The 13,396-nt window shown below is 72.2% G+C and carries 10 protein-coding genes and 1 riboswitch; of the genes, 6 read left to right on the forward strand and 4 right to left on the reverse strand.

Annotation, left to right across the window (positions count from 1 at the left end; translation table 11 throughout):
* The first annotated feature begins 6 nt into the window (after positions 1-6).
* The 6 genes from ACERUN_RS07210 (at position 7) to ACERUN_RS07235 (ending at position 8,009) form a co-directional block, all read left to right on the forward strand.
* Positions 7-1,395: a flavin monoamine oxidase family protein gene (locus ACERUN_RS07210; RefSeq protein ID WP_370289176.1), complete on the forward strand. Its 1,389-nt coding sequence runs from the start codon at positions 7-9 to the stop codon at positions 1,393-1,395.
* 85 nt (positions 1,396-1,480) lie between these two features.
* Positions 1,481-2,284: an SDR family oxidoreductase gene (locus tag ACERUN_RS07215; protein WP_370289177.1), complete on the forward strand. Its 804-nt coding sequence runs from the start codon at positions 1,481-1,483 to the stop codon at positions 2,282-2,284.
* Positions 2,285-2,364: 80 nt separating this feature from the next.
* Positions 2,365-3,081: a peptidylprolyl isomerase gene (locus ACERUN_RS07220; RefSeq protein WP_370289178.1), complete on the forward strand. Its 717-nt coding sequence runs from the start codon at positions 2,365-2,367 to the stop codon at positions 3,079-3,081.
* Positions 3,082-3,104: 23 nt separating this feature from the next.
* Positions 3,105-5,567, forward strand: a complete 2,463-nt coding sequence (gene pepN, locus ACERUN_RS07225; RefSeq protein WP_370289179.1) for an aminopeptidase N — start codon at positions 3,105-3,107, stop codon at positions 5,565-5,567.
* A 102-nt stretch (positions 5,568-5,669) separates the two neighbouring features.
* On the forward strand, positions 5,670-7,106 hold the full coding sequence (gene rmuC / locus ACERUN_RS07230; RefSeq protein WP_370289180.1) for a DNA recombination protein RmuC: 1,437 nt from the start codon (positions 5,670-5,672) through the stop codon (positions 7,104-7,106).
* A 150-nt stretch (positions 7,107-7,256) separates the two neighbouring features.
* Positions 7,257-8,009 carry a hypothetical protein gene (locus ACERUN_RS07235; protein WP_370289182.1) on the forward strand — a complete coding sequence of 251 codons (753 nt, stop codon included), beginning with the start codon at positions 7,257-7,259 and terminating at the stop codon, positions 8,007-8,009.
* Between the two features lie 76 nt (positions 8,010-8,085).
* Here ACERUN_RS07235 and ACERUN_RS07240 read toward each other — a convergent pair whose 3' ends face one another.
* From ACERUN_RS07240 to ACERUN_RS07255, 4 genes are all read right to left on the reverse strand, one after another.
* On the reverse strand, positions 8,086-8,952 hold the full coding sequence (locus ACERUN_RS07240; protein WP_370289183.1) for an acyl-CoA thioesterase domain-containing protein: 867 nt from the start codon (positions 8,950-8,952) through the stop codon (positions 8,086-8,088).
* A gap of 101 nt (positions 8,953-9,053) precedes the next feature.
* Complete coding sequence (gene gcvP / locus ACERUN_RS07245) at positions 9,054-11,879, reverse strand: aminomethyl-transferring glycine dehydrogenase (RefSeq protein WP_370289184.1); 2,826 nt, start codon at positions 11,877-11,879, stop codon at positions 9,054-9,056.
* 78 nt (positions 11,880-11,957) lie between these two features.
* A riboswitch (glycine riboswitch) is annotated at positions 11,958-12,048 on the reverse strand.
* A gap of 74 nt (positions 12,049-12,122) precedes the next feature.
* Complete coding sequence (locus tag ACERUN_RS07250) at positions 12,123-12,710, reverse strand: MerR family transcriptional regulator (protein ID WP_370289185.1); 588 nt, start codon at positions 12,708-12,710, stop codon at positions 12,123-12,125.
* Between the two features lie 153 nt (positions 12,711-12,863).
* A complete protein-coding gene (locus ACERUN_RS07255; RefSeq protein ID WP_370289186.1) occupies positions 12,864-13,343 on the reverse strand; it encodes a bifunctional nuclease family protein in 480 nt (159 codons plus the stop codon).
* Between the last annotated feature and the right edge of the window lie 53 nt (positions 13,344-13,396).

A 13,396-nucleotide genomic window follows, 5' to 3' on the forward strand; every position in this document is an offset into this window, starting at 1 on the left:
CCTGGGGTGCGACCGACTCCCCTGAGGATCTCCCGCCGCCTGCTGCTCGGTTCCTCGGCCGCCGGTGCGGCGGCCTTCGCCGCCTGCTCCCCCACCGAGGACGACGGACCGGGCCGTCGTCCGAGCGTGATCGTGGTCGGCGCGGGGATGAGCGGCCTGGCCGCCGCCCGGCACCTCGCCGACGCGGGCGCTCGCGTGCAGGTGCTCGAGGCGCGCGACCGGCTCGGCGGGCGCATCTGGACCAGCGACGCCTGGGACTTCCCCGTCGACCTGGGCGCCTCCTGGATCCACGGCACCGGGGGCAACCCCCTCACGGCACTCGCCAGGGCGGCCGGGGCGACGACCGCGACCACGACCTACGATTCCACCATCACCCTCACCGATCGCGGCCAGCTGACCGAGGATCAGGAGGCGCTCCTGGAGCGAGCGACGGAGGCCGTCTCAGGCGTGCTGTCGACCTACCAGGAGGATGGCGAGGAGGACGCGTCGCTGCGCACGGTGGTCGAGCGCGAGCTCGCCTGGCCGGAACGGTCGCCGGAGGAACGCCGCTGGATCTCCTACGCGCTCAACGAGATCGAGCAGGAGTACGCCGGCAGCGCAACGCGGCTCTCGACCTACTGGTACGACAGCGACGCCCCCCTGAAGGGCGAGGACGTGCTGTTCCCCGGCGGCTACGCCCAGCTGACGAACCACCTGGCGCGCGATCTCGACATCTCCACCGGCACCGCCGTCACGGCGATCACCCACAGCCCCGACAGCGTCGTCGTCACCGCAGGCACGGCCACCTACCGCGCCGATCACGTGATCGTCACCGTGCCGCTCGGTGTTTTGAAGACAGATGCGATCACGTTCGACCCACCGCTCCCCCGTCGCGCTGCCCGAGCCATCGAGCGACTGGGCGTCGGACTCCTCGACAAGCTGGTCGTGCGCTTCCCTGCCGGCACCGAGAGGCTGTGGCCCGACACCGACTGGATCGAGCGGGTCCCGCCGGCGAGCTCCTACGGGCGTTGGACGCAGTGGATCAACCTCGCCCGCGCCACCGGCCGACCCGCGCTGATGGCCTTCAGCGCGGCGGACGACGCGCGCGCGGTGAGTCGGCTCTCCGATCGCGAAGCCCTCACCCAGGCCCTCGCCGCGCTCAGCGCCTCGCTGGGCGTCGACCTGCCGACGCCCATCGGCGTGCAGCGCACCCGCTGGGCCGACGATCCTCTCGCCCGCGGCTCCTACTCGTTCTACGCCGTCGGCTCGTCCCCCGCCGACCGCAAGGCGCTCACCCGCCCCGTGGGCGGTCGCCTGCACTTCGCCGGAGAAGCGACCGACCTGCGGTCCTTCGCGACGGTGCACGGCGCCTACCGCTCGGGCCTGCGGGCCGCGGAGGCGATCGTCAGGGACTGAGGGCCCGTGTCCGAGTGGGACCGATGTGATGAGGATCGTCTCCAGATCCCTCGATCCACTGTGAGCCCGCTGCCACACTGGGGCCATGACCTCTCGCACCGTCCTCGTCACCGGCGCCGCCGCCGGCATCGGCCGCGCCATCGCGAAACGCTTCCACGCGGCGGGTTACCTCGTCGGCGCCTTCGACATCGACGAGGCCGGGCTCGAGACGCTCGCCAAGGAGTTCGACGATGAGCGCGTGGTCACGGGCCGGCTCGACGTCCGCGACGCCGACGCGTGGACGGCAGCGCTGGCCCAGCTCACCGAGGTCTCCGGCGGTCGCCTCGACGTCCTCGTCAACAACGCCGGTCTGCTCGAGGGCGGCCGCTTCGCCGACATCCCGCTCGAGCGCCAGGTGCGACAGATCGACGTCAACGTCACCGGGGTGGTCACCGGCTGCTACACCGCCCACCGCTTCCTGAAGGCCACGCCCGGCGCCCACGTCATCAACCTGGCCTCGGCGAGCGCGATCTACGGACAGTCGGAGCTGGCCACCTACTCGGCCACCAAGTTCGCCGTCCGCGGCCTTACCGAGGCGCTCGACATCGAGTGGGCCGCCGACGACATCACCGTGCGTGCAGTGTGGCCGCTCTTCGTGGCCACCCAGATGACGCAGGACCTCGACATCGGCTCGACCCGCTCGCTGGGCGTTCGTCTCACCGCCGACGACGTGGCCGACACCGTCTTCGACATGGTCTCCCCCAACCCCGTGACCAGCCGCGTCGGCCGGTTCCGTCGGCCGGTGCACCGCCCGGTCGGCACCCAGGCGAAGGTGCTGTTCAGCAGCTCCGGCTTTGCGCCGCAGTGGGTCCTGCGGGCCGTCAACGGTCGCATCACCAAGGGCCACTGACGCCGGTCGACGGTCAGCGGAGGGCCCGCACCCCGGCCCCCTCAGGTCCCCCTCAGGAGAGTCTGCCTACGATGCGGCCCATGTCGTCACTTCGCTTCTGGCCCGCGCTCACGACCCCCGCCCGGCGTCGGCTCGCCGGCGGTGCAGCCCTGGTGCTGACCGCCCTGCCGCTCGCCGCCTGCGGCAGTGACGACGCCGACCAGGCCGCCGACGGGAGTGCTTCCACCTCGTCGGCCGGTGACGGCGTGGCGTGCAACTACGAGGCCGATGGCACGACATCCACGGCCAAGATGCCTCCGGCCACGGCCGCCTACGACGGCCCGGTCCAAGCCACGATCAGCACGTCGGCGGGCGAGCTCACGGTGACCCTCGACGGCAAGGGCGCGCCCTGCACCGTCAACTCGTTCCTCTCGCTGGCCAAGCAGGGCTACTTCGACGACACCCCCTGCCATCGCCTCACCACCTACGACGCCCTCAAGGTGCTGCAGTGCGGCGACCCGACGGGAACCGGCACCGGCGGACCGGGCTACACGATCCCGGACGAGCTCGACACCGCCGGCGACTACTCGGCCGGCACGCTGGCCATGGCCAACACCGGCCAGCCGGACTCCGGCGGATCGCAGTTCTTCATCGTCTACGCCGACAGCCAGCTGCCGCCGAGCTACACCGTCTTCGGCAAGGTGGACGCCGCCGGCGTGAAGGTGGTCGAGAAGGTGGCCGCCGGTGGCACCTCGGCCCCCGAGGACGGCGCACCGAACACCCCGGTGAGCATCACCAAGGTCACCGCCGACAGCTGATCGGCGCTCCGTAGGCTGGTCGGGTGAGCCTGACCCGCGTCGAAGCAGAGCACCGAGCGAGCCTCCTCCACGTCGAGAGCTACGAGGTGGCCCTCGACCTCACCGGCGGCGACGACCCCGACCACGCCACCTTCGACTCGCACACCACGCTGCGCTTCACGGTTGTCGCGTCCGGCACGACCTTCGCCGATGTCCGTCCCGAGACGCTGCACCGCGTCGTCCTCGACGGGCGCGAGATCACCGACGAGGTGCGCACCGCCATCGAGGACGACGGTCGCCTCCCGCTCGAGCTCACGGCGGGCGAGCACGTGCTCGAGGTCGCGGCCGCGATGCCCTACCGCTCCGACGGCGAGGGTCTGCACCGCAGCGTCGACCCCGCCGACGGACTGCTCTACGTGTACGGCATGTCGTTCATGGAGGCCGCCCCCACGGTGTTCGCCTGCTTCGACCAGCCCGACCTGAAGGCGCCGTACTCCGTGACCGTCACCGCGCCGAGCCAGTGGCTGGTGCGGGGCAACGGCCGCGTGCGGCGCGAGGCTCAGACGGACGCCTCCGCCGCGACGAGGCGCTGGTCGTGGGGGCCGACTCCCCCGCTCGCCACCTACTTCGTCACCGTCGTCGCCGGGCCGTACCACCTCGTCGAGGCCGAGCACGACGGGATCGCCCTCGGGTTCTCGGCCCGTCGCAGCCTGGCGGAAGCCCTCGAGCGCGAGGCCCCCGAGCTGATCGCCCTCACCGCGCAGAGCTTCGACGAGCTCCACCGTCTCTTCGGCGTGCGCTACGCCTTCGGCGACTACCACCAGGCGTTCGTGCCCGAGTTCAACGCCGGCGCGATGGAGAACCCCGGCTGCATCACCATCCGCGACCAGCTGCTCTTCGAGGGCACGGCCACCCGCGCCGACCGCAGCTTCCGCGCCGCGCTGATCGCCCACGAGATGGCCCACCAGTGGTTCGGCAACCTGGTCACGCCGCAGTGGTGGGACGACCTGTGGCTCAACGAGTCCTTCGCCGAATACATGGGCTACCGAGTGGCCGCCGACGCCACGGCCTACGACGACGCCTGGCTGCACCAGTCCTACGCCCGGCGCACCTGGGGGCTCACGGCCGATGCCCGCCCCACCACGCACCCGGTCGCCGGCAACGCCGCCGAGGACGCCGCGTCGGCGCTGCAGAACTTCGACGGCATCTCGTACGCCCGCGGCTCCAACGTGCTGCGCCAGCTCGCCACCCGCCTCGGCGACGAGGCGTTCCTCGCCGGCGTGCGCGACCACTTCGCGCAGCACCGCTTCGCCAACGCCACCATGCACGACCTCATCGCGAGCTGGGAGCGCGCCAGCGGCGACGACCTCGGCGACTTCGTCGACGCCTGGCTCCTCACGCCCGGGCCCGACGTCCTCGAGCTGGACCGCGTGGACGGCGTGGTGCGGCGGCGCTCGCCCGCGGCACATCCCGCGCAGCGCCGCCACGAGATCGTCGTCGCCACGCACCGCGACGGCCGGTGGGAGCGCTCCCCCCTCGTCGTGGACGACACCACCACGGCCTTCGCCGCCGGCGACAGCGCCGTGCTGCTCGACGCCACCGAGTCCACGTGGGCGCTCACGCCGCCCGACGCGCTGACGATGGCGCTCCTGCCACGCCTCGCCGGCGCCATGGACGACCCCCAGCTGGTCGCGACGATGTGGAACAGCGTGCGCCTCGCCCTCTTCGACGCCGCCGTGCGCCCTGCCCAGGTCGCCGACCTGCTCGTGGCCGCACCGCCCGTCGCCGACACCGCGGACGGCGTCCGGTCGCTGCTGCCTTGGGCGATCGAGGTGGCACTCCCCCTCTGCCCCGACGGCACCACCGAGCGCTTCCATGCCGCACTGCGTGCCGCCGCCGACCACGCACCGGCCGGATCGGAGGTCCGCCTGGCGGCCTTCCGCGCCGTGGTGCTGACCGCGACCGAGGTCGAGGAGTTGGAGCGCTGGGCCGCCGGTGGGGGTCTCCCCGACGGCATCGAGGCCGACGTCGACCTGCGCTGGAAGGCGCGCCGGCGCCTCGCTGAGATCGGTGGCACCGACCGCGCCGCCCTGGACGCCGCCCTGGCTGACGCCCCCAGCGGCACCGCGACCGTGGCACACGCTCGTGCGGTGGCCTCGCTGCCGACCACCGAGGCCAAGGAGTTCGCCTGGGCGCGTGCGCTCGGCGAGGTGCGGGTGCCCAACTACGAGCTCGCGGCCGCGGGCGCCGGCATGTGGCGCCCCGACCAGCTCGCCCTCACCGCGCCCTACGCCGAGGCCTACGTGCAGCGCTTCTCCGATCTCGTCGAGGCGCACCGCGGCTGGGTCCAGGCCACGGCCGTCGAGGCTTTCTTCCCGATCACGCACGTGGACGCCGCCACGCTCGGCGCGACCCGACACCTCCTGACCGCCGACCTGGCGGGAGCCGTGCGTCGTCCGCTGGCCGATCGGGTGGACGAGCTCGCGCGTCGCCTCGCGGTGCGCTGACCAGCACTCAGCCGCGCCGACCGGACACGGTCGGGTAACGGACGCGGGCGGCTGCGGCGTGGGCGACCCCCTTGCGTCGGACCCCCCTGTTTGACTGGTGCCATGGCCGCTCTCGTCGCTTCCGTGCTCGCGCTCCTGCTCGGCGTCGTCCTCGGGTGGCTGCTGCGGCACAGCCGGCCCGAGCCGGTCCGCATCGACCCCGAGGCCGACCTCGAGCCGCGTGAGTTGGTCCTCGCCCGCCACCAGCAGGAGGTCGTCGACCTCCGTCACCGCCACGAGCAGGAGGTGGCGGCCCTCGAGCACCGCATCGCGCTGGCCGAGAGCCGCACCGAGTTGCTCGTCGCCCAGGAGCGCGGAGAGCTCGCCGCGGCGGCCGCCCAGGTCGAGGAGCTCCGCCACAGTCTCGGTGAGGCCCGCGAGCAGTACCGCGGGCTCGTCGAGGCGCAGCGGCAGGCCCAGCGCGAGCGCGAGGACGCCGCCCGTCAGCGCGCGGAGTCCGAGGGCGGCCACAGCCAGGTGCTGAAGACCCTCACGCCCGTGGTCGAGCACCTGCGCGCGATGCAGCGCAAGGTCGACGACCTCGAGAGGGCGCGCGTGGAGCAGCACACCGAGCTGGCCGCCCAGATCCGCCACACCCAGACGTCGGTGGAGGAGTCGCGGCGCGCGGCCGACACCCTCGCCTCGGTGCTCAAGAACAACGCAGTGCGCGGCACCTGGGGCGAGACCCAGCTGCGCACGCTGGTCGAGACCGCCGGCCTGCTCAAGCGTGTCGACTTCGAGCTGCAGCACTCGATGCAGGCCGACTCGGGGGCACGTCGCCCCGACATGGTGATCAACCTGCCCGGCGGCAAGCAGATGGCGATCGACGCCAAGGTCCCCTACAACGCCTTCATGGACGCCCAGCGCCAGGGGATCGAGCCCGAGGTCCGCGAGCGACTGCTGCTCGACCACGCGCGCAAGGTGCGCGGCCACGTCGACGTCCTCGCCCAGAAGGGCTACTGGACGGGCCTGTCGGTCAGCCCGGAGTTCACCGTCGCCTTCATCCCTAACGAGCAGCTGCTCAACGCGGCGCTCGAGGTCGACCCCTCCCTGCTCGAGCACGCCTTCGGCCAGGGTGTCGTGCTGGCCACCCCGACCAACCTCTGGGGCCTGCTCAAGACCGTCGCCTTCACCTGGAAGCAGGAGGCTCTCACCGAGGACGCCCACCAGCTCTTCGAGCTCGGCCAGGTGCTGTACCGACGCATCCTGAAGCTCTCCGAGCACGTCGACAAGCTGGGCCGGTCGATCCAGCGCAGCGTGAAGGACTACAACGCCTTCACCGGTTCCCTGGAGCGCTCGGTGCTCCCGGCCGCCCGCAAGCTCAACGCGGCGGACCCGATCGCCACCATCCCCGCACCGGTCGAGATCGAGGAGTCGCCGCGCGCGCTCACCTCCAGCGAGTTCTCCGCGATCGCCGACCTCGAGCGGCCCGAGCTCTCCTTCGACACCGTCGACGCCGAGCTCGTCGATCCCCGTCAGCGCGGTCGCGACGCCGGCTGAGCCCCCCGCCGGGCGCCGTCCCCCGCGTCGAACCGATCGCGGCGCCGGGGGCGGATCGACAATCTTTATGAAATCTTCGGATCTTCCCATCCGGCGCTCATCAGGACTCCGAACCAGGTGCACCAGATCACACTGCTCCTGGAGGAATCCATGCGTCTGCGCAAGCCCACCCCGTCCTTCGTCGTCGCGACGGGCGCCCTCGTCGTCGCCCTCGGCGGCACCTCGTACGCCGCGATCAAGGTCGGCTCGGAGGAGATCAAGAACAACTCCGTCCGCAGCGTCGACATCAAGAACGGCACCCTGCAGAGCCGCGACTTCGCTCCCGGCACCCTGCGCTTCGGCCCGCGCGGTCCGGTCGGCCTCCCCGGCAAGACCGGTCCCCAGGGTCCCCAGGGCCCGGCCGGCGCCCAGGGACCGCAGGGCGAGAAGGGCGACTCCGGCCCGAGCCGCTGGCTCCTCATCGACGCGGCCGGCAACATCGAGGCGCAGTCCGGCGGCTTCACCGTCGCGGCCGCCTACCCGACGCTGCCCAACACCGCCGCCGCGCCCGGCGACAACTCGCTGCGCGCCAACGGCAACGTCTACATCAACGCCGGTGAGGACCTCAGCGACAACGGCATCGTCGTCACGATCGCGCTGCAGAACCAGGTCGACCAGAACGGCGACACCATCGTCAACGGTCGCGCCCCCCTCGCCGACGCCAACCCGGAGTTCTCCGGCGAGATCTCGGCCAGCCGCTGCGGCATCGCCGGCGTCGTGGCCTGCGCGCCGACGGGCACCAACAACGCCAACCACTTCGTCGTGAGCCCCCGCAACAGCGACGGCACCGTCACCACCGAGACCACCCGCAAGCGCTTCTACGTGGTCATCTCCGGCCCGCAGACGCCGGGCGTGCAGAACTGACCTCGTAGCGGCTCCCAGCTCCCGGGAGCCCGCACGAGTGATGACCGTCCGGCCCGGGCGCGAGACCTCGGGGGGGTCACGCGCCCGGGCCGTCCGGATTCGGGCCCGAGAGGTCGACCGTGCGCCGGGTGTTCACCAGGGCGGTGACCGTCGCGATCCCGAAGACCCCGTCGGCGTCGAAGACCTCCGCGCTGCCCACCGCGACGCCGTCCTGGCGCAGGTGGGTGAGCGAGCGCAGCCCCAGCGAGGTCGTGCGCGGCGCGCGCGTAAGGGCCAGGTCGACGTCGGTGTTGATGTGCTCCACGCCGCGGTCGCCCCAGTTGGTGACCATGCTGGTGGCGTCGGCGATCGAGGCCGCGGCCGCGAACGGTGAGCACTCCTCCCCCACCACGATCGGGACGCCGGTCTGCCAGGTGGCGTGGCGGCCGTCGTTCTGGTGCTCGCCGAAGCTCTCCGACCACGGCTCCCGGCTCGTGAACATCGGCACGTGGTGCTCCCCCGCGGGTCGCGCAATCGCCGGCACCTCCGGCCCCGGCTCCCGGTCGGGGTCACCGACGGGCCAGACCCGACCGGCCGGATCCGCACTCGGCCGCAGGAAGGTCGCCCCGGCGCGCGCCACCAGCACGTCGTCCTGCAGCAGCCGGGCCTCGAGCAGCACGAGCCGCGGCCCCTCACGCAGCACCTGCACCTCGACCCTGCTCGCCACCATCCCAGCCGGGCGGAAGAGATCGACGTGCCAGCGCGCCGGGACGACGTCACCACGCCCGGCGTCGGCAAGGCGCTGCTCGACCCCCCGTGCGAGCAGACCGGCGACGGCGACGCCGTGCATCTGGTCGCTTCGCCACAGGCTCGCAGCCAGCGGCTCGGGAGCGACGACCTCCCGTCCGCTACCGTCCTGACCGGCGGGGCGGAACCAGGCGAACTGGAACGCGTTCTCTTCCACCCCCGCATCATCCCCGCTCACCCCCGAGGACGACGCAGCGCCCCGCGGAACTCTGCAGGAGAGATCCGCGAGGCGCTGCGATCAGCGGCCCGGCCGGGGCCTCACTCGGCGTAGGCCTCCAGCGGCGGGCAGGCGCACACCAGGTTGCGGTCGCCGTAGGCCTGGTCGATGCGGGCCACCGCCGGCCAGTACTTGTCGGGCGTGATCCCGCTGGGGAACACGGCGAGCTCACGGCTGTACGGCCGCTCCCACTCGCCCACCAGGGCACGGGTGGTGTGCGGTGCATGGTGCAGCGGCGACTCCTCGACGCCCCACTCCCCTGAAGCCACACGGTCAATCTCGCCCTTGATGGCGATCATCGCGTCGCAGAAGCGGTCGATCTCGGCGAGGTCCTCGGACTCGGTGGGCTCGACCATGAGCGTGCCCGCCACCGGGAACGACATCGTCGGGGCGTGGAAACCGTAGTCGATGAGTCGCTTGGCGACGTCGTCCACGCTGACGCCGGTGGCGCTCGTGATGCCGCGCAGGTCCAGGATGCACTCGTGCGCCACCAGGCCCGAGTCGCCGCGGTAGAGCACAGGGAAGTGCTCGCCGAGGCGGGCCGCGATGTAGTTGGCCGAGAGCACCGCCACCGCGGTGGCGCGGGTCAGGCCCTCAGCGCCCATCATGCGCACGTAGGCCCACGAGATCGGCAGGATGCCGGCGGAGCCGAACGGCGCCGCGCTCACCGCGCCGGTGCCCTCACGTCGGGCCGGGTCGGGGTGGAGCGGGTGGGTGGGCAGGTGCGGGGCCAGGTGCGCTCGCACCGCCACCGGACCGACGCCCGGACCGCCGCCGCCGTGCGGGATGCAGAACGTCTTGTGCAGGTTGAGGTGCGACACGTCGCCACCGAAGTCGCCGGGCTGGGCGTAGCCCAGCAGTGCGTTGAAGTTCGCACCGTCGATGTAGACCTGCCCACCGTGCTCGTGGACGATGTCGCACAGCTCGGTGATCGTCTCCTCGTAGACGCCGTGGGTCGAGGGGTACGTGACCATGATCGCGGCCAGCGTGTCGGCGTGCTCGGCGCACTTGGCGCGCAGGTCGTCGAGATCGACCGTGCCGTCGTCGTCGGAGGCCACCACGACCACGCGCATCCCGACCATCACCGCGGACGCCGGGTTCGTGCCGTGCGCGGACGACGGGATGAGGCAGACGTCGCGCTGGGCCTGGCCGTTGGCCCGGTGGTAGTTGCGGATCGCGAGCATGCCCGCGAACTCGCCCTGGGCACCCGCGTTGGGCTGGATGGAGACCCGGTCGTAGCCGGTGACCTCGGCGAGCCAGCCCTCGAGCTGGTCGATCATCGCCTGGTAGCCGCCGGCGTCCTCGACGGGGACGAACGGGTGGAGGCCGGCGAACCCGGCGAGGCTGATCGGCTCCATTTCCGTGGTCGCGTTCAGCTTCATCGTGCACGAGCCCAGCGGGATCATGCCGCGGTCGAGGGCGTAGTCGCGGTTGCTCAACTTGGCCAGGTAGCGCAGCATCTGCGTCTCGCTGCGGTGGCTGTGGAAGACCGGGTGGGTGAGGTAGTCGGTCGTGCGCGCGAGCTCGGCCGGCAGGGCCGACGCCGCGGACCACTCGCCCTCGACGGGCTGCGCACCGAACGCCTCGAGCACCGCGCCGATCGCCGAGCCCGACGACTCGCCCACGCTGATGCCGACGTGGTCGGCGTCGACGAGGCGCAGGTGGACGCCGCGCTCGCGGGCGGCCGCCACGACCTCGCTGGCACGGCCCGGCACCTCGGCGAGCACGGTGTCGAAGAACTCGTCGTGGACGACGCGCACGCCGGCCTCGCGCAGCCGGGTGGCGATCAGCGAGGCCAGCGAGTGGGCCTGCTCCGCGATCGCCTTGAGCCCCTCCGGCCCGTGGTAGACGGCGTACATGCCGGCGGTGACGGCCAGCAGCACCTGCGCGGTGCAGATGTTGGACGTCGCCTTGTCGCGACGGATGTGCTGTTCGCGGGTCTGCAGCGCCAGGCGGTAGGCGGGCCGGCCCTCGGCGTCGACGGAGAGACCGACCAGGCGACCGGGGAGCTGACGCTCGAGACCGGCGCGCACGCTGATGAATCCGGCATGGGGGCCGCCGTAGAACAGCGGGACGCCGAAGCGCTGCGCCGATCCGACGACGACGTCGGCGCCGAGGGTGCCCGGCGCCTCGAGGAGGGTGAGCGAGAGCAGGTCGGCGGCGACCACGGCCAGGCCGTTCTTCTCGTGCACGGCCTCGATGACCGGGCGGATGTCGCGCACCCGGCCCGACGCTCCGGGGTACTGCACGAGCACGCCCGATACCGGGCCGTCGGGGAGGCCGGCGTCGAGGTCGGCGACGACGATGTCGACGCCGATGCCCTCCGCTCGGGTGCGGACGACATCGATGGTCTGCGGCAGCGCGTCGGCGTCGACGACGAACGGGCCGGCCGCCTTGCGGTTGGCCCGGAAGGCCAGCGCGACGGCCTCGGCGGCCGCGGTGCCCTCGTCGAGCAGCGACGAGCCGGCGGTCGCCATGCCGGTGAGGTCGGCGACCAGGGTCTGGAAGTTGATGAGCGCCTCGAGACGGCCCTGCGAGATCTCGGGCTGGTACGGCGTGTAGGCGGTGTACCAGCTGGGGTCCTCCAGCACGTTGCGGCGGATGACCGCCGGCGTCACGGTGCTGTGGTAGCCCAGGCCGATCATCGGCTCACCGGGCACGTTGGCGGCCGCGAGCGCTCGCAGCTCCGCAGCCGCGGTCTCCTCGTCCACCGCCTCGGGGAGGTCGAGCGCCTGCTGGCTGCGGATCGCCTTGGGCACCGCGGCGTCCATCAGCTCGTCGAGGCTGGCGTAGCCGAGCCGGTCGAGCATGGTGGCGACCTGGGCGTCGTCAGGTCCGATGTGGCGGCGTACGAAGGGAACGCTCATCAGGGGCGGCTTCCTCACGGTGTCGTGTGATCAAAAGCCTCCCCCTCTGTCGTCGCGCCGTCGCGACTCCAGAGTTGCCTGCTCCGCACGGTCCGGGCGCCTGAGAGGTTCCGGGGAGGAATTGCCCCTTCGGCGCAGGATCGGGTCCTGACTCTCCCGTGCAGCATCAACAGCGCCGCCAGACTACCCCAGCGCGCCGACGCCGCGGGGCGCCGCGCAGGAATCAGGCAGCGGCGATCGGCGTCAGCCAGCGCTGCGGGCGGCGCGGCGGGCGGCGAGCTCGTCGCCCTCGGCAGGGCCGGCGGCCGCGGTGCTCTCGCCGGGCAGCTCGGCCAGCGTGCCCTCGATCTCGCGCCACACGCCGCCGATGGCGATGCCGAACACGCCCTGGCCGCCCTGGAGGAGGTCGATGACCTCGTCGTTGCTGGTGCACTCGTAGACCGACGCTCCGTCACTCATCAGCGTGACCTGGGTGAGGTCGTCGGTGCCCCGCTCACGCAGGTGGCCGACGGCCGTGCGGATCTGCTGCAGCGAGACGCCGGCGTCCAGCAGTCGCTTGATGATCTTGAGGATCAAGATGTCCTGGAAGCTGTAGAGCCGCTGCGAGCCGGAGCCCGAGGCACCGCGGACGCTCGGCTCGATGAGCCCGGTGCGCGCCCAGTAGTCCAGCTGGCGGTAGGTGATGCCGGCGGCGTTGCACGCGGTCGGGCCGCGGTAGCCGAGGTCGCTGGGCAGCGGCGAGACGTCGTCGGTGAACAGCAGACCCTGCTCGGCGGCGGCCGTGGTGGCGGCAGCGGCATCCGGGCCGATCTTCTCGGGCTGCTCGTTCACGGGTCCTCCACGGGGCGCGGCACTTCACGGGTGTCGAACGGGCTGTTGCGACGACGGTTCACGGTACGGCCGGCGCGCGTGGCGGGTCAAAGACCTGCTCGGGCGTGTCGGGAAAACCCTCAGGCTCCACCTGAGCCTCAGCAGCGTCCCCGGTCAGCTCGCCCCGCCCTCGGGCTCGAAGTCCTCCGGCGAGACGTGGTCGAGGAACTCGCGGAACGCCTCCACCTCGTCCTCCTCCTCGGCGGGTGCGGCGATCCCGGCTTCGGCCAGGACCTCGTCGGAGCAGTAGATCGTCGTGCCGGTGCGCAGCGCGAGGGCGATGGAGTCCGAGGGGCGGGCGCTGACCTCCTCGCCGGAGTCGAACACGAGGGTGGCGAAGAAGACGCCGTCGCGCACGTCGGTGATGCGGACCTGGCTGAGGCCGTGTCCGGTGGCCTGCAGGATGTCGCGGATCAGGTCGTGGGTGAGCGGGCGTGGCGGCACCACGCCCTGCTGCGCGAACGCGATCGCGGTGGCCTCCACCGCGCCGATCCAGATCGGCAGGTAGCGCTCACCGCTCGCCTCGCGCAACAGCACGATCGGCTGGTTGGAGGGCATCTCCACCCGGACTCCCAGGACGTCGACCTCGCGCATGCGGCCAGCGTACTGCGCGGCGGTGACGCACCGTCGAGGCCCGTCGACCGCGC

The sequence above is a fragment of the Nocardioides sp. genome (assembly GCF_964229035.1).
Classification (GTDB): Bacteria; Actinomycetota; Actinomycetes; order Propionibacteriales; family Nocardioidaceae; genus Nocardioides.